The following is a 16,855-nucleotide window of genomic DNA, read 5'->3' as shown; positions in this document are numbered from 1 at the left end:
CTTGTGCTATCTACGATCACGCCCCTAAATGTTAAAGCTGCTTTTAAAGTCAGTCCCTCCTCTACATCTGCCATCTTCTGGAATATCCATACTGCACTCGCGCCAGGAGCGAAACTAATCTAGAAGCCAATTTTCTTCTCTTAAAAGCTGCACAGTGAGTCATGTGTCAAATCAACGCATTTGCCTTCATTCGCTCTAACTCCTGGCTATCAACCAAAATCCGTACAGCATCGTGACGCCAGTACTCATAGTCACAATCGATAATCTCGCCATATTGGTCATAGTTGACGCAGGAAATCAACAAAATCGGACTGCCTTCGGCCAGCATCAGCGCCTGCGCCACCTCACCCCACGCGGCTGTGGGATTGATTTCGAATCGGGAGCGGCCATAACGCACACCATATTGCTGCTCGTAAAGAGAGGTCAATGACTGGCTTAGATCGTGCTCCAAAATGCCGGGAAAGCGCTCAGGCTTCAAAAAGTGCCTAGCCAGTAGTACCACGCGCCCATCCAGCTTGCGTAGCCGCGTGACCTCGGTTATCCGCGATAGAGTTGGCAAGGCCAACTCTTGGCACAGTGCCGGTGTCGCCACAATGGTTCGCGATGACAACACTAGTGTTTCCAGCTGCCGTTTCTGTTCGGTAACTATCTGGTGAAAGGGAGAGCGGTACAGGGGGTTGTATACCAGCCTGGGAGGGGCGACAAACCAGCCGCGGCGGTCTTCACAATAAATACGCCCTTCAGCCTCCATCGCCAGCAGTGCTTCTTTGACTGTTGTCCGCGTGGTATCGAACAGCTCGGAAAGCTCTCGCTCAGATGGCAGTTTGGTGCCCGCGACCAGTAGTTTGCTATCAATCTGCATCTCTAGCGACTGCCTGATTTGCGTAGCCAGAGTGGTGTTACGTTCAAACATGATCAATTGGACTACTCCACATTTCAAATAGATGACAAATTTATCACAATACAGTGAAATTTCAAAGACAAACTAAGACAACAAAACATCTATTCACCTTCTGAATTTACATGAAAAATCATACAACCGTAAATAATTTTTTATCAATAATAATCAGCAAGTTAAAAAACATAAACACAACAAAAACGTAACTAATTATGCAAATAAAACATAAGGCAAGATTGACACCCAGAAAGCCACTGAGCTAAAGTTCATTCGCCGTTAAAATCTGGACTAGACCAAAGGAAATGTCATGAGAAATTTACTTGTTAGCATCGTATCTAGTGCGCTCTGCCTCTGTGTGGCGCATGCCAATGCGGAGAACCTCTCTTCCCTGATCCAGGCTGCCAAGAATGAAGGCGCTGTGTATAGCGTGGGCATGCCAGATGACTGGGCCAATTGGAAAGATACTTGGGCGCAAATCACCCAGAAATATGGCCTGAGTCACCGCGACACCGATATAAGCTCGGCTGAAGAGCTAGCTAAGTTCGAGGCTGAGAAGACCAATGCCACCGCGGATATCGGCGATGTAGGCCACACTTTTGGTCCGATTGCCTTGCAAAAAGGGCTAACCCAACCATACAAGCCCAGCACCTGGGACGAAATCCCTGCCTGGGCAAAGGATAAGGACGGCCACTGGGTGCTAGCCTATACCGGCACCATTTCCTTCATTACCAACAAGCAGTTAGTGAAAGAGCCCCCCAAGTCTTGGGACGACCTGCTAAAAGGTAAATACAAGGTGACGTTGGGGGCCGTGGGAGTATCCGCCCGTGCCAACAGCGCTGTACTAGCGGCGGCGCTGGCGCGTGGCGGTAACGAGAAAAACCTGAAGCCGGCGCTGGAGCTCTTCAGCCAGTTGGCCAAGCAGGGCCGCTTGTCGCTGATCGACCCGAGCCTAGCCAATCTGGAAAGGGGCGAGATCGAAGTGGGCATCCTGTGGGACTTCACTTCACTGAGCTATCGCGACCGCATCGACAGCAAGCGTTTCACGGTGAGCATTCCGACCGACGGCTCGGTCACCACCGGCTACACCACAATCATCAACAAATACGCCAAGAACCCGAATGCGGCTAAGCTGGTGCGTGAATATGTACTGAGCGATGCCGGCCAGATCAATCTGGCACGCGGTTATGCCCGACCAATCCGCAGCAAGGTGGCAATCCCAGCTGACGTGCAGGCCAAACTGCTGCCAGCCAGCCAGTACCTGTCGGCCAAACCGATCCGCGACTTCGCCGCTTGGGAAGACTCGACCAAGAAGCTGCCGCGCCAATGGCAGGAAATGGTCATGGTGAACATTCAATAAGGAACGGCCATGACCAGCAAGGTAATTCTGATATTGATCGACGGACTAGCTTGGCAGGTAGCCCATGACGGCATGGGGTACCTACAGGGCTTATGCGAGGCGGGTCAGGCTGGTCTCTATCAGCTACGGTGCGAACTGCCATCGCTGTCGCGCCCGTTGTATGAATGCATTTTCACTGGCGTGGCACCCGTGCACAGCGGCATCGTGCACAACTACGCCAACCCATCATCCAGCCAGCAAAGTATTTTTCATATGGCTCGCGATGCTGGTCTGACCACTGCCGCGGCGGCCTATCACTGGATAGCAGAACTATACAACCGAGCACCTTACGTTGCCGTGCGCGACCGCTTCACCGACGACAGCCAGCTACCAATTCAGCATGGCGTGTTTTACCACGGTGAGGACTACCCTGATGACCACTTACTGCTGGACGCAGAAGCACTGCGATTGAAACACCACCCAGACTTGCTATTGGTACACCCAATGGAGACCGACGTGGCCGGACACCGCTACGGTTACGACAGTGCACAGTATCGTAATTCGGCACGGCGCTTTGACAAACTACTGGCCGAATACCTGCCCAAATGGTTAGCCGCAGGCTATCAAGTGCTGGTCACCAGTGATCACGGCATGAACCAAGACGGCAGCCATGGCGGCCTGCTGCCTGAAGAAAGGCTAATACCGCTTTTCGTGATCGGCCAACGTTTCAGCAAACAGCCGGATATCCGTGTGCAACAGACCGAGCTGTGCGGTCTTGTCGCTGATCTGCTTGGACTTGACCACACAAAACAGCACCAACCGGAACTACTTTTGTCATGAAAACTACTTCGATCCCCCTTGGCAGCCAAGCGGCAGTGCCACTGCTGCCTCACGGCTGGCGGCGGCACTGGCCGGCGGCCCTGCTGCTGCTCCCTTTCTTCATCATGCTGACCCTATTCTGCTTGGCGCCGATGGGGTGGGTGCTACTCAACAGTGTGCAGAGCGAGCAGGGCCTGTCGCTGGCCAACTACAGCGACATACTGTCGTCACCGTTCTATCGCCAGGCCTTTGACAACAGCCTGCGCATTTCCGTGTGGTCTAGCATTATCGGGCTGGTGATTTCGCTACTGGGGGCAGCGTCGTTGCGCCGTATTTCTGGCCGGTTGCGCCGACTGGTGGTATCCATTACCAACATGACCAGCAACCTCACCGGCGTACCTCTCGCCTTCGCCTTCATCATTCTGGTAGGCACCAATGGCGCACTAACCCTGTTGCTGCGCAAGTGGGGTCTGATCGAGGGCCTCCGCCTCTACTCCAGCAACGGCTTGATCCTGATCTACACCTACTTCCAGATTCCGCTGGGAGTACTGTTGCTGTATCCGGCATTCGATTCGTTAGATGATGACTGGCAGGCTGCCGCCTCACTACTGGGCGCCAAGCTCTGGCAGTACTGGTACTACGTCGGCCTGCCAGTGCTGGCCCCGACCATCTTCGGCACCTTCATACTGCTATTTGCCAATGCCATCGGCGCCTATGCCAGTGCCTATGCGCTGACGCAGGGCAACTTCAACTTGATCACGGTGCGTATTGCCAGCCTGATTTCCGGTGACATCTTGCTGGAGCCGAACATGGCCGCCGCACTGTCGGTCTTGCTGATGCTGATGTTGCTGCTTGTCACTATCGTCAACCAGTGGCTACTAAAGAAAGGAGTTCGCCATGCGCGCTGATATCTATCACCGTGGCGTGGTCACCATGCTGATCGTGCTGCTAACCGTGCCGGTGCTCGCCACCTTGTTGTATTCGTTCTCAGAACACTGGAGCGCCACCATCCTGCCGGATGACCTGTCGCTGGTTTGGTATCTGCAGCTGTGGCAGGACAGCGCCTTCCTAGCCGCCTTCGGACGTTCGCTGGCGGTGTGCCTAGGCACTCTGCTGCTGAGCACGCTGATCATTGTGCCGGCCGTGTTCGTGGTGTTTTACCACTTTCCCGCACTGGACAAGCTGATGAACGCACTGATCCTGATTCCGTTCGCGGTGCCGCCAGTGGTGACCTCGGTGGGTTTATTGAACATCTATGCCGATGGGCCGCTGAACATCACCGGCACGCCATGGATCCTAGTTGGCTGCTATTTCACCATCGCCCTGCCGTTCATGTACCGCTCGCTGGCAAACAGCCTGAGCAGTATCAATGTACGCGAACTGATGGATGCTGCACATTTGCTAGGCGCCAGCACCTCTATTGCCTTTTTGCTGGTGATTCTGCCCAACCTGCGCAAGGGCCTGATGGCTTCCCTGTTCCTGGCGTTTTCCTTCCTATTGGGAGACTTCGTGTTTGCAAACCTGCTAGCAGGTTCCAACTACGAAACCCTGCAGGTCTACCTCTACAACATGCGTCAGACGAGCGGCCACTTCACCAGTGCCATCGTCATGAGCTACTTCCTGTTCACATTGTTCCTGACATGGCTCACCGCCCGTTTCAGCAAATAGGATGACATACCATGAGTTACGTCGAAGCTAGCGGACTGGCCAAGAAGTACGGCACCGCCACCATTTTTCAGGACATCAACTTTTCGCTACAGAAAGGGGAGTTCGTCACCCTGCTGGGCCCTAGTGGCTGCGGCAAATCTACGCTGCTGCGCAGCTTGGCCGGACTCATAAACATCGATGCTGGCTGTATTCGCGTCGGCGGTGAAGACATTACCCATACCGCACCGCAAAAACGTGGCATCGGCATGGTCTTCCAGAGCTATGCGCTGTTTCCCAACATGACGGTGGGGCAGAACATTGCCTTCGGTCTGAAGCTGCAAAAACTGCCGGCCAGCGAGATTACCCGCAAGGTGGCAGACACGATCAGTCTGGTGGCACTGGGCGGTAAAGAACATCACTACCCGCATGAGTTATCCGGCGGCCAACGTCAGCGCGTTGCGCTAGCGCGGGCGCTGGTGGTGGAGCCGCGCATCCTGCTGCTAGATGAGCCCCTGTCTGCGCTGGATGCCCGCATCCGCAAATCGCTGCGCGAGCAGATCCGCGATATCCAGCAACGTCTGGCACTGACCACGGTGTTTGTTACCCATGATCAGGAAGAGGCCCTGACCATGTCCGACCGTATATTTGTGATGGATCAGGGACACATCGTGCAGGAAGGCTCAGCAGAGATGATCTACACCCGCCCTGCTACCGAGTTCGTGGCACGCTTCATGGGTAGCTACAACCTGCTAACACCAAGCGAAGCCTGCCGCCTGCTGCAGCTGGAAACCCATGGCCATCTGGCCATACGCCCAGAGGTGATCCAGATATTAGCTCCGGGACAGCCATACTCCGCGCACCTGAGTGCGCCACTGCCAGCAACCATTCGCCAGCACCAGCTTCTGGGCAATGTCATCCGCTATCAGGTACAGGCCCACGGCATCACACTGCAGGTAGACCAACTAAACCGTCGTGCTGAAGACATACTGGCTGTTGACGCCGACCGAAAATTGACCCACTACAGCTAGTTATACCGATCCAAAATTGACCCAGGTGCTCTACTTATTCTGCTTAATTCTTGAGCAGAGGATAAAAGGTGATCACCATGGAAATGATTGGCAAAATCCGCAGGATGTATTTTCGCGATAATCTATCGCTGCACGAAATCACCAAGCGCACCGGTCTGGCGCGCAACACCATCCGGACTTGGATTCGTAAGCCAACCTCGAAGTCTGAACCGCAATATATCCGGCAGCATAAGCCCGGCAAACTCACTCCATTTCACGCCACTTTAGAACGTGCGCTCACTGCCGATTCATTCCGTGCCAAACAGAATCGTCGCACCGCCAAAGCGTTGTTCGAGCAGATCCAAGCTGAGGGCTATTCGGGGGGTTATAGCGGCGTCACCGATTTCGTTCGTGCTTGGCGTGGCAAAGCTGGTAAAGCCCCGCAAGGCTTTGTGCCCTTGCAGTTTGCTTTGGGTGAAGCCTTTCAATTTGATTGGAGCGAAGAGAATCTCCTTATCGGTGGCATTTATCGCCGCATTCAAGTTTCCCATATGAAGTTGTGTGCCAGTCGCGCTTTCTGGCTGGTCGCTTATCCCAGCCAAGGTCATGAAATGTTATTTGATGCGCATGCCCGCTCCTTTGTCGCTCTAGGTGGCGTGCCACGACGCGGCATTTACGACAATATGAAGACCGCTGTTGATAAGGTACTCAAGGGCAAAGGGCGTATTGTGAATGCCCGTTTCTCTGTGATGTGCGCGCACTACTTGTTTGATCCCGACTTCTGCAATGTCGCCTCTGGTTGGGAAAAAGGCGTCGTTGAAAAGAATGTGCAAGATAGTCGGCGACGCATTTGGCTTGAAGCGCAAAGCATTAAATTCAGTCACTTTGAAGCGCTGAATGCCTGGCTGGCCGAACGTTGTCGTGCCTTGTGGGACGAACTCAAACATCCTGAGTTCAAAGGGTTAAGCATTGCTGAAATGTTGGAGCAAGAGCGACTGGCAATGATGCCGATGCCGACCCCGTTTGATGGTTACGTTGAGCATCTGGCTCGAGTTTCCAGTACGTGTTTGATCAGCGTAGCGTGCAATCGATATTCAGTTCCTTGTGAATGGGCGCGTCAGCGCGTAAGTGTTCGGTTGTACTCAACACAAGTGGCGATTGTGGTGAACGATGAAATCGTGGCTTGCCATCATCGTCTGCCGGCAAAACATCAGGTCAGTTTCGATTGGCAGCATTACATTCCACTGATCAGTCGCAAGCCTGGTGCATTACGCAATGGTGCGCCATTTACAGAGATGCCAACGGCGTTGTTGCGGCTGAAACAAGGATTGTTAAGGCGCAACGGTGGTGACAAAGTAATGGCACAAGTGTTGGCCACCGTTCCGGTGGCCGGATTGGATGCCGTGCTCGTTGCAGTTGAGTTGGTCTTAGAATCAGGAGTCATCAGCATTGAACACATTCTGAATGTGGTCGCGCGCTTGAATGATCCACCTGCTACAGCCAGTGCCGAAACTGCTTTGCAGTTAGGGGATGCACCGCAAGCGAATACGGAGCGCTATGACCGTCTGCGTGAAGCTTCCGAGCCTACCGCTGCGAGTGAGGGAGCCAATCATGCGTGACATTACCGCGGAACTCAAAGCCTTGCGCTTGCACGGTATGGCGGGCGCTTGGGTTGATTTAAAAGCTCAAAGTGGTTTGGCTATAGATACCTCGGGCTGGCTGATTGAACATTTACTCCAAGCAGAAAACACCGACCGTGGTCTGCGTTCGATTCATCATCAAATGGCTGCGGCTAGATTCCCTGTACATCGAGACTTGGCGGGTTTCGACTTTAGTGTGTCGAAAGTGGATCAAGCCCTCGTTGGGCAACTGGCGACGCTGGCTTTTACGGAAACCGCACAAAACGCCGTGTTGATTGGTGGTCCGGGCACTGGAAAAACACATCTGGCCACTGCGATGGGGATTGGGGGGATTACACGGCATGGCAAGCGGGTGCGTTTTTACTCAACGGTTGATCTGGTCAATCTACTGGAAAAAGAAAATCGAGAAGGTAAAGCTGGGCGAACCGCACTGGCGCTAATGCGAGTGGATGTGGTGATTCTGGATGAACTGGGCTACTTGCCCTTCAGCCAAGCCGGTGGCGCATTGCTGTTTCACTTGCTGTCGAAGCTGTACGAACACACCAGCGTGATCATCACGACCAATCTGAACTTCTCGGAATGGTCGAGTGTCTTTGGTGATGCCAAGATGACAACGGCGCTATTGGATCGACTCACCCATCATTGTCATATTGTTGAAACAGGGAATGATTCCTATCGTTTCCAGCACAGCAGTATGGCGGCGAAATCGAAGATCAAACAGCGGGAGCAAAGTAAGAAAGATGAACTGAGTAGGGAAGCGGAACCGTTCTAAGTTGAAAATGAAGGTGTAAAAATAGCGGGCGAACTGCCCGCTAATTGCTAGACTTACCCACAGTTGCTCCGTTAAAAAGCAACGCTCAGCCCTGGGTCAAAATTCGATCGGCAGGGTGGGTCAAATTTCAATCGGCGCGAACAATTGAAAATGTCAGCTTTGGCCAAATTATCGATGCCAAAGTAGTTAGTCTTACTCTTATGTTAGCATGACAATTATCTGACAATATCATCGATGCCTGAACGTGGCAGGGCAGGTATCGACACTTCTATCGAGACATCGTACTTTTCGCATATGAATTCGACGCTCTATCTTCCACGAAGACTCTCGTGTAATGGCCTGTCTTATACTGAGATGGAGCTACTATCCGCTTCAAATTACGTAGTTGTCTTGGCTGAACCCGGCGGGGGTAAAACTGTACTTATGGGTAGCCTTGCTCAACAGTTGGGTACAACTGTCGTAACTGCGAACAAATTCAGATACGCAGGAGCAAGTGGCAACGACATTCCACTGGTTATTGATGCATTTGACGAATTGGCAAAGATAGATGCTTCTGGCATCTATGGACTTCTTGGCAAAGCCGAATCAGTCAATCCAACTCATGTCTACTTGTCGAGCAGGTCCAGTGAGTGGGACAACGCTTCTACAAGTGCTTTCGAAGAGTTTTTTGGAAAACCGCCATTGGTGGTTTGGTTATGCGAGTTTAATGAGGCAGAACAGCGGGAGATCTTTGAATATCATGCACAAGGGGAGGATTTCGCAGCATTCCAGACCGAAGTCGCTCGATTTAATTTAGAAATGCTTCTACCTAACCCCCAGTTTCTGAAACTCTTTGCTGATGCTTATATCGAGAGCGGAAGACATTTCACCAACAAACGCTCAATCTTTTCACAAGCGGTTGAGCGCTTGGCGAAGGAAGCAAATAACAATGTAGCAAGAACCAATCCAGTGCTGCCGACTTCTCAAAAAGTTGAACTGTCGTCGGAAGTCTTTGCCAAGCTATTGCTATCCGGTGCTGAAGGTATCGGCACAAGCGAAGGCACTGAGGGTCGGATATATCCTCTGCTAGCGTCATTGTTTAGTGCCAATACTGCTGCTGAAGGCATCCTTGCAACTCGCTTGTTTAAGCCGGGAGATTGCCCAGATCAACATCGCCCGGTTCACAAGATCATCGCTGAATACTGCGCGGCAGATTATCTCGCTAAGCGGATAGCAAATTCAAAAGATCCTCTGACTTTAGCCAAGTGTCTTCCTATCATCGCCCCAAACTCAGTCGTTCGAGATGAACTCCGGGGGCTGCTGGGCTGGATGGCATCCTTAGGTAACAAGCCCATACAGGAAGCCGCAATCGAACTAGATCCCTATGCTGTAATTGCAAATGGTGATCCTTCTCAGCTTGATAGTTCGTCGAAGCGACTTCTGGTAAATCAGCTTAAAGATATTGAAGCTAAAGATCCCTACTTTCGAAGAGGAGATTTTTGGAGAAGATTCAGTATTGCAGGATTCTTCACTCAAGATGTTGTGGAAGAAATCAAACCTCTTCTAGTGACCGAAAGTGATGGGCACTTGCGGGATCTGCTCCTTGAACTATTGGTAGGGTCATCAGCAGTCGAGCTGTTAACTTATGAGTTGCGTCAACTCACTTTGGGTCAGGCAAAAAGTAAGAACACTCGCTTGTTGGCGAGTAGGTGTCTGCTTGAGCTCGCCAGTAATGACCATCTTGCCGACTTGGCTATTCTGATTTCTGAGGCCAGCCATACGTCAATGAGAGTTGCTGCGGAGGCCATTGAAAAACTGGGCGCAGAAAAATTTGACCAGATTTTTCTTGCCGATTTTTTCCGGGCTTGCGCAAATCTCTACCCGAGGCCTCAAGAGCATCGTGATCGCACAATAGGTGAGCGCTATTTCGTGAAGCGTTTAATCGTCGGTCTAGATTTGGCGACTATCGAGTGGCTGTTGGATGAGTTGACCAACGACCTGACCTGTAAATGTGGCAAAAAATCTTATGAGTGTGATTGCCGAACAGGGATAAGCAAAATCGTTGGAACTATGCTGGATCGATACTTTGCTCTTGCCAAGCCACCGTTTGACCCTAGAAGAGTTTGGCAATGGTTAGGAAACCTGAACTTCCACGAAAATAAGGGCACTAGCCAGAGTAAAGCTATTCAGGTGCTCCAAGAGGATGAAGAGTTACGCAAAGGAATAATCACTCACGTATTTGGGAATCTGACAGACCAAGAACATATTCGCAACACCAGCAATCAGTTCAATTGGCACTCCCACTCAGGTCTTGGTCTTTATGCAAATGACCGCCGATTTATCGTTGATCTTGCGTTTATGACCAACAATCTGACTTTATGGGTGAGCTTCATGATGGAACATCAGCGCCACAATAATGAAGGAGAGAGGGGGCCTGACGGTTTGCGTCGGCATATGCGCAAGCAAGCATTGGAAAAACCTTCATTCATGAGAGAGTGGGTAAAGTCCAACAAGAGTGCCGCTCAGTTCGAACGAGAACACAGAATGCCACGTTTCAGGCATACCCGAAAAATGAAACAATTTCAGAGGCAGCAAGGTGACAACCGTGCAGTAAACATTCAGTATGTTCAAGATAACCGTGAGCTTGTCGAAGGTGGTCGCCATTGGAGTTGCTTAGTTAGGTTCGCAGGGCTGGTACTCGAGTCCCCAGCAATTATTGAGCGCGAGTTTGGTGATGAGACGATCGTTCGGAATGCTCTCAGAAATTGCCTCGGTTTCATTGCTCAAAGCGTACCAGACTTACTCAAGCTAGCTGAACTGCAGTGTGCGTCGCAGTATCAAGAATCAGAGATAATCCTGTATGCGGCGTGCTTGGAGATCATGCGTGACAAAGGTAACTTGGAGGATGTTGAACTTCAGCTCCTGCAGGCGCTGCGGACTAACATTCATATGCACTTCGACGCAGTCTCGGAAGAAGAGCGCGATGCACTAAAGGCCGAAGTTGACCGACTAATTTTTTCTGATGAGGCGAATGCAAAAAATTTCCTACAGCAATACGTTGAACCACAATTGGCACATCCAGGATGTTCTTATCCTGAGATTGGGCTGCTGGAAATGGACGAGGTATTTAGTCATTTGCGTGGCACGCTCTCAATTGATTGGCTTAAACGCTTTTGTTTATTAGGGCTTGAGGCACTAGATAGGATTTTTGAAATTGCAGTAGAACATGGCAATCGTGATGCATTGGAAGAAATTATTTCCGAGCGCTGTGCAGAACTCATGGTCGATTGCCCCAATCCAACCGAGAGTGAAGAAATCCAACAAAAACGCAAATTCTGGTTCTTACGTGCGTGGTACTTCCTAAACAATGCACCTGAAATATACTGGAACTGGCTCAAAGCCGATAAAAATACTGTGTTCTTGCTGAACGATAGGTCTGAATCATATAGTCGCGGCAATCATTGGCCTAGGCTTACTGCATGCAAGGTAGAAGCCATTCTAGATGCCTTTATAGACAAATGGCCAAAGGTTGATCTGCCTAGCCACTGGGGTACTGGTAGCCCAAATGAAGAAGTCGCATACCGCTTTTTGACTGACATAATCTGGTTAATCAACTCAGATGAGTCTGATTCTGCAATTCCTATGCTCAATCGTCTTCTTTCCGATTCGCGCTTCCAAGACCTGCACCAAAGCTTGAAGAGCATTCATGCCGGTCAAGTCAGGAAGGAAGCACTGAGAGATTTCGAGCCTCCGACTCCCCAAGAAATCGTTAATCAATTGGACCACGACGCCGTGGTGACTGTGGAAGGTTTGCGTCAACTCGTTCTCCAAGAGCTGCAAGACTTTCAGAAAGCCATTCACGGTGGTGAATACAACTCCGTAAATCGCTTTTATGAAAAGGATAAGCGCTTGGACGAAGTACGGTCCACTGAGATTATTGCTGAGCGGCTGAATCTTCGGCTTGAACCGCAAAGTATTTCAGTTACACCAGAGCATCAGTTAAAGGATGCAAACCGGAGTGATTTCACAGTAACAAAGATGATTGGTGGTAAAAGACGGTTACTTGTCACAGAGGTCAAAGGGCAATGGCATAAAGAGCTATACACCGCCGCCGCCGCACAACTATATGAGCGCTATTCAATCCACCAAGATGCAGAGCAACAGGGCATTTTTCTCGCGATCTGGTTTGGTGCAGATGAAGTCGTTGCTGGGCGTAAAAGGCACGGTATTGGAAGTGCTCAGGAACTCAAAAACGGTATCGAAACAAAATTACCTCCAGAGCTCGTAGGTAGGATAGATGTATTCGTTCTGGATGTGTCTAGAAGAGGGTCACAATAGGCATCAATACTGTAGGGCACGCATACAAGATGCATGTGGACCGTCTGCGTTGGCCGAGCAAAACGCGTTTTCATCCCAAATAACTAAGGCCGCAACCTGATGGTTTGCTGCCTTTCATTTTTCAAGCTTTGGCATCAACAGATCGGCCAAAGCTGACTTTCATGTTCGAGGCATCAATGTCTGTTTGTAGTTACATTGCTGACGCTAATGTTCGAATTAACGGGCACCATAAGGCGCCCTCATTGAATGAGGGGTTAGGCCCAGAGTGTAATGCCGCACCCGCAAGGCCTCGCGCAACACATCCGCAAGCGGGGTGTAGCCGCCACATCTTACTGTGCACTTTCAGCAATCCACAATCCAACTTGCTTGAAAAGCAGTGTAAATAGTGCGTAGCATGCTGTGTTATATACACAGACACACTAAATATGCACCTGCATAGATGCATATTTCACGTTGGGCCTAACAGCAGGAAGAACGCATGCCACATCTTTTCGCATTGCAGGGGCCGGGTAATTGCGGCAAGTCCGATAGTTTGATTCGTTTACTTCATAAAATTCAAGCCAAATATTCATCCGCCACTACCCAGGCGCTCCATAGCACTACAAAGGACGTTGCGGTCATCATCCGCAACGTAAATGGTTTGGTGGTGGGTATTGAAAGTCAGGGCGATCCCAACTCTCGGCTCCAGCAGACCCTTCCTACCTTTGTTGCGGCCAAGTGTGACATCATTTTTTGTGCTTGCCGAACAAGCGGAATGACTGTTGGTTGGGTAAATGCCTTATCGGCCACATACAGCATTCACTTTGTCGCTCAGACTTATGTTACTAACAATCACGGAGTGACAAATGCAGCCACTGCTTCATCCCTTATGCAACGGGCAGGCATTTAGGCCCACAAACCATCATTCCACCGAACCTGCGCGAAAAGCCGAGCAGTCCCGTGAATTCAAACGTTAGAGGTCTTTTATCACATGAAAGCGCATTTTTCACGTATCAGGGAGACTCTGGTTTCGATGTATTCGGCCAGCAAAGGCGCCACGCACAGTGTCGTAACCGGAACACTACGTGAAGGCTTCGTCCGTGGCGCATTGCAAAGCCACCTCCCGAGCAACACAGCATGGTCCACCGGCCAAATCGTCGGTTACGCCCCCCATAACCCACAATCTGGTCAGCTTGATATTGTTCTCCATTCTGGAGCACTGCCTCAGTTTGATTTTTTTAACAGCTTTGTTCGAGTAATCCCATCCAACGCTTCAATCGCAACCGTAGAAGTTAAGTCTGACTTAACCACTGGAAAAGACAGCACTGAAACATTGACAAAAGCTTTGGAATCCTTGGTTTTGGCCAAAAATATACCAAGGCATCAACAATCAAAGAGCACCCCGATACCCTTTTATATTCTTGCATTCCATAGCAATGCCCTGCCCGCAACAATCATCAAACACGTCGACAGGTTTCTCTCTAATAGGTATCTTCAACCGGCAATCTACTGGCCAGACGGAATTCTGGTTCTCTCGGGCGGAAAAAAATACCCAAATGGTTTCGGAGTATTTCGTGCCACGTGTCCAGTGCGATTCCCGGCTGACTCGACATCAATCATTACGTCTGACGTGCCTTTGTCGAATATAATTGTGGGCATGAGCCACGCGGGAGTTCACTTGTTTCAAACAGGGAGTGATAACGGTTTGGAGGTATTAGTTTCTTCGTTGGCGAACGAAGCCCTTGATTTTTCCCCTGCCAACTTCCGAATAGAACATTACCTATATATATGAAGCAGATCTCTGACAATTCCTTCGAGAGGTACCGCCCACGAGCTGCGCTTGCGAGTGCCACTGCACCATATTGACGTGCAGATTTGGGAATAATGGGGTCGATCATCACGATGCGCGGTAGCCGTTGCATCGAGCGAATCAGATGAATCGGGTCGACAACGTTCAGGCTTGTGCCCGCTGCAGCGTCCTGATAAATATTGAGGAATACAGAAGTTACTTTTAATACTAACGGCGCACCGTAGTGCGCCGTTGAATACATTAGCTCATTTTAACCATGCAATGTGCGCAATGCAGTTTGGTCTGATGCGACGATGGTGGATAGATGAATAGGCTTCGGCCAGTGGCGGTTGTTATCTTGGTTCGCGCTTAATTGATCTGCCATTCGTACCGCATGAACGATTGGCAAAACCGGCAGATGATTAAAGCGAGTACTCGGGGTCATATTGCTCCAGATGTGGCGTAACATCAAAGCCAGCTCAGGTGCATGTTGATCCAGCCAAACTAATGCTGGGCCGCACAACTCAAGTGTAAGATGCTCATGAGCCACCATATAGCCGAGTTCAGTGGTTTCACCCTCCGCAGTCAAAGCCCAAGCTTTCCCCAGATCATGCAGCAATCCTGCCACCATCGCGACGTCTCGCTCAGAATCACACAAAGATGGTAGCACTGCCAGCGTGCTCATGATTTCCAGTGAATGAGCCAATAGTCCACCCGCATACGCATGATGATAGCGATAGCTGGCGGGTAAAGAGATAAAGCCAACGGCAACCTGCGACTGCTCCAAGACTCGGCTCACAAAACGCTGTAGCCATTCACATTTCAAATCACGCACCCGCATCACCAATTGATCGAGTAGCTCAGGGCGAGGGCAATGGCTACGTGGCAAAGTTGAAAGGACAGGCATCTTCGCCAAAATCGGCAAGCTATGCACTTCCAGTACTGGCTGCAACCAAACTAACTTGCCAGTAAAGAAGCCTGTCGTCTCTTGCTGGGTGAGTTTGGCTTCAACTTGCACTAAGCCACCATGTCGAATGCCCCATGGTAGCGCCGATTGTGGATCATTCGCAGCCAATGAATCCAACTGACTCGGGCGATAATCCACCACCAAAGTACCGGTGCAATCGGACAAACGCATTTGCCACCAAGGTTGACCATACTGATCTAAATGCGCCAATAAACCGGTGAGGCGGTAATAACCTTTAATTCGGCGTAGGCCGTACAGCTTGCCCAGCTCGGCTTGTGTGGTTTTCATAATCTGTGTCATGACTTTACTCCTAATGAATTGCTCGGTAGGGCAAGAGGAAGAACCAAACGTTGGACTACAGGCGCTAATTGCGGCGATGCATAATCAGGCCGCAACTTCGGCAACCCTGCCTCTGCAAAGTAAATGTGTTGGGTCATGGTTGTGACTCCTGATCCGTTACATCTGCAGTGCCAGCAGGCATACTCACCTGACCTTGCAACAACAAACGTTCAAACGCTGAACCATCAAGTCGAGTTAGATTTGGCACATAACGTGAGTACACCTTGAACAGCATTTCGGTATTGGCATGCCCCATCTGACGAGCAATCCACTCCGGTGCCTCGCCTGCTGCCAGCCATAAAGTCGCAGCAGTGTGTCGAGTCTGATAGGGGCGGCGCTTTTCAAGTCCAATGTGCGCCAACAATGGATACCAAACGCGCTTAGTGATGTTGTTGTGATCCACTGGCAAACCCTGCAAATTGCAGAACACGTATTCCGACATCGCACCGGTTGCGAGGTATTGGTTTTGCAGGGCATCAAAAACAGGACCGCACATCGCAATATCGCGCTGAGAAGAGTCTGTTTTGGTGTAATCCTCTTCGCCAGCGACAATCGTTTCGCGCACCTTGATGACACGACGCTCGAAATCCACGTACTTCCATTTCAAGCCATCGATTTCGCCTGTACGCATTCCACTAAAGAACCGCACTGTGTAGTAGTTCTTAAAATCAGGACGTACCGAATCAATAATTAGGCGTACTTCAGTGAGCGTAAAAGGCTGCACATCAGAGCGTGGCACTTTAAGCGGTTTGATCCGCACAAAAGGCGTGGTAAAGTCATAACGGTCGGCGGCTTCCTCAAAAATCCTACGTAACGGATCCATGATCTTGTTAATACGATTTGCAGATAGAGTTACATTGCCATTCCGGCCCGAAACTTTGGCGAGTGTAGACCGGAATTTAAGCAAATCAGCACGAGTGATGTTGCCGACCCCAACAGCCCCAAATGAGGGCAAATAGTATTTATCAATCATGCCGCGAATGTTGATCTGGTGTGAGCGTCGCCAGGTAATCTGACTTTCAACTAACCATTCTTCAATGAAGCTACGGAAGAGCGGCCCCTTAACTGCGTCGGGTAATTGCGATTCTGTACTTGCTGTGATTACTGGTTTGATTGGCGATTTGTTAAGAATTGGATTCCCTGATGTTTTTGACTCTGGAAAAAAGCTGGTGTAATCGAATCGACCTAGCGTGATTTCCGATTCGATTTGTTGCAGCATTTTCTCCAGTTTTTTTCTATTGGCGATCGTGTCACGCAGATTAGTTTGCTCTCTGCAACGTTTCCCCTCCCAGCGAAAGTCTATAAATAAAAGTCCTGTTTCCTTCCTTGCTCGAACGGCTCCCAT

The 16,855-nt window shown here is 50.5% G+C and carries 13 protein-coding genes; 10 read left to right on the top strand and 3 right to left on the bottom strand.

All coding sequences use genetic code 11. The features are described from left to right. Positions 1-166: 166 nt before the first annotated feature. Positions 167-913 (bottom strand): UTRA domain-containing protein, encoded by a 747-nt coding sequence (locus K4H28_RS14110; RefSeq protein WP_255573546.1) that lies wholly within the window; start codon positions 911-913, stop codon positions 167-169. A 292-nt stretch (positions 914-1,205) separates the two neighbouring features. On the opposite strand from K4H28_RS14110, the gene K4H28_RS14105 reads away from it, so the two are divergent. The 10 genes from K4H28_RS14105 (at position 1,206) to K4H28_RS14060 (ending at position 14,207) form a co-directional block, all read left to right on the top strand. Further along, positions 1,206-2,255 (top strand): ABC transporter substrate-binding protein, encoded by a 1,050-nt coding sequence (locus K4H28_RS14105; RefSeq protein WP_221005782.1) that lies wholly within the window; start codon positions 1,206-1,208, stop codon positions 2,253-2,255. Between the two features lie 9 nt (positions 2,256-2,264). After that, on the top strand, positions 2,265-3,074 hold the full coding sequence (locus K4H28_RS14100; protein ID WP_221005781.1) for an alkaline phosphatase family protein: 810 nt from the start codon (positions 2,265-2,267) through the stop codon (positions 3,072-3,074). Continuing rightward, positions 3,071-3,961, top strand: a complete 891-nt coding sequence (locus K4H28_RS14095; protein ID WP_221005780.1) for an ABC transporter permease — start codon at positions 3,071-3,073, stop codon at positions 3,959-3,961. The genes K4H28_RS14100 and K4H28_RS14095 overlap by 4 nt, the downstream gene beginning before the upstream one ends. Then, positions 3,951-4,721, top strand: a complete 771-nt coding sequence (locus K4H28_RS14090; protein WP_221005779.1) for an ABC transporter permease — start codon at positions 3,951-3,953, stop codon at positions 4,719-4,721. The genes K4H28_RS14095 and K4H28_RS14090 overlap by 11 nt, the downstream gene beginning before the upstream one ends. Positions 4,722-4,732: 11 nt before the next feature. After that, positions 4,733-5,728, top strand: a complete 996-nt coding sequence (locus K4H28_RS14085) for an ABC transporter ATP-binding protein (protein ID WP_221005778.1) — start codon at positions 4,733-4,735, stop codon at positions 5,726-5,728. Positions 5,729-5,805: 77 nt separating this feature from the next. Beyond that, a complete protein-coding gene (gene istA / locus K4H28_RS14080; protein WP_221005442.1) occupies positions 5,806-7,326 on the top strand; it encodes an IS21 family transposase in 1,521 nt (506 codons plus the stop codon). Further along, the gene (gene istB, locus K4H28_RS14075) at positions 7,319-8,119 is read left to right on the top strand and encodes an IS21-like element helper ATPase IstB (RefSeq protein WP_221005441.1); all 801 of its coding nucleotides are present in this window, start codon (positions 7,319-7,321) and stop codon (positions 8,117-8,119) included. The genes istA and istB overlap by 8 nt, the downstream gene beginning before the upstream one ends. A 234-nt stretch (positions 8,120-8,353) precedes the next feature. Further along, positions 8,354-12,436 carry an NACHT domain-containing antiphage protein EruA gene (eruA, locus tag K4H28_RS14070; protein ID WP_505706977.1) on the top strand — a complete coding sequence of 1,361 codons (4,083 nt, stop codon included), beginning with the start codon at positions 8,354-8,356 and terminating at the stop codon, positions 12,434-12,436. A 478-nt stretch (positions 12,437-12,914) separates the two neighbouring features. Next, on the top strand, positions 12,915-13,325 hold the full coding sequence (locus tag K4H28_RS14065; RefSeq protein ID WP_221005776.1) for a hypothetical protein: 411 nt from the start codon (positions 12,915-12,917) through the stop codon (positions 13,323-13,325). 81 nt (positions 13,326-13,406) lie between these two features. Next, positions 13,407-14,207, top strand: a complete 801-nt coding sequence (locus K4H28_RS14060; protein ID WP_221005775.1) for a DUF6602 domain-containing protein — start codon at positions 13,407-13,409, stop codon at positions 14,205-14,207. Between the two features lie 268 nt (positions 14,208-14,475). On the opposite strand, the gene K4H28_RS14055 is transcribed toward K4H28_RS14060, so the two are convergent. Together K4H28_RS14055 and K4H28_RS14050 are read right to left on the bottom strand one after the other, a co-directional pair. Next, positions 14,476-15,471 (bottom strand): TraI domain-containing protein, encoded by a 996-nt coding sequence (locus tag K4H28_RS14055; RefSeq protein ID WP_221005774.1) that lies wholly within the window; start codon positions 15,469-15,471, stop codon positions 14,476-14,478. Between the two features lie 133 nt (positions 15,472-15,604). Further along, positions 15,605-16,855, bottom strand: coding sequence for an Arm DNA-binding domain-containing protein (locus K4H28_RS14050; RefSeq protein WP_221005773.1), 1,251 nt, complete (start codon positions 16,853-16,855; stop codon positions 15,605-15,607).

The organism is Deefgea tanakiae (assembly GCF_019665765.1).
Classification (GTDB): Bacteria; Pseudomonadota; Gammaproteobacteria; order Burkholderiales; family Chitinibacteraceae; genus Deefgea; species Deefgea tanakiae.
Note: the sequence above shows the minus strand (reverse complement) of the source record. Positions and strands in the feature narration are given on the sequence as shown.

Bases quoted from the DNA above. Each gene is read 5' to 3' on its own strand.
- K4H28_RS14110 (WP_255573546.1), bottom strand. From the start codon at position 913: ATGTTTGAACGTAACACCACTCTGGCTACGCAAATCAGGCAGTCGCTA.
- K4H28_RS14105 (WP_221005782.1), top strand. From the start codon at position 1,206: ATGAGAAATTTACTTGTTAGCATCGTATCTAGTGCGCTCTGCCTCTGT.
- K4H28_RS14100 (WP_221005781.1), top strand. From the start codon at position 2,265: ATGACCAGCAAGGTAATTCTGATATTGATCGACGGACTAGCTTGGCAG.
- K4H28_RS14095 (WP_221005780.1), top strand. From the start codon at position 3,071: ATGAAAACTACTTCGATCCCCCTTGGCAGCCAAGCGGCAGTGCCACTG.
- K4H28_RS14090 (WP_221005779.1), top strand. From the start codon at position 3,951: ATGCGCGCTGATATCTATCACCGTGGCGTGGTCACCATGCTGATCGTG.
- K4H28_RS14085 (WP_221005778.1), top strand. From the start codon at position 4,733: ATGAGTTACGTCGAAGCTAGCGGACTGGCCAAGAAGTACGGCACCGCC.
- istA (WP_221005442.1), top strand. From the start codon at position 5,806: ATGGAAATGATTGGCAAAATCCGCAGGATGTATTTTCGCGATAATCTA.
- istB (WP_221005441.1), top strand. From the start codon at position 7,319: ATGCGTGACATTACCGCGGAACTCAAAGCCTTGCGCTTGCACGGTATG.
- eruA (WP_505706977.1), top strand. From the start codon at position 8,354: ATGCCTGAACGTGGCAGGGCAGGTATCGACACTTCTATCGAGACATCG.
- K4H28_RS14065 (WP_221005776.1), top strand. From the start codon at position 12,915: ATGCCACATCTTTTCGCATTGCAGGGGCCGGGTAATTGCGGCAAGTCC.
- K4H28_RS14060 (WP_221005775.1), top strand. From the start codon at position 13,407: ATGAAAGCGCATTTTTCACGTATCAGGGAGACTCTGGTTTCGATGTAT.
- K4H28_RS14055 (WP_221005774.1), bottom strand. From the start codon at position 15,471: ATGACACAGATTATGAAAACCACACAAGCCGAGCTGGGCAAGCTGTAC.
- K4H28_RS14050 (WP_221005773.1), bottom strand. From the start codon at position 16,855: ATGGGAGCCGTTCGAGCAAGGAAGGAAACAGGACTTTTATTTATAGAC.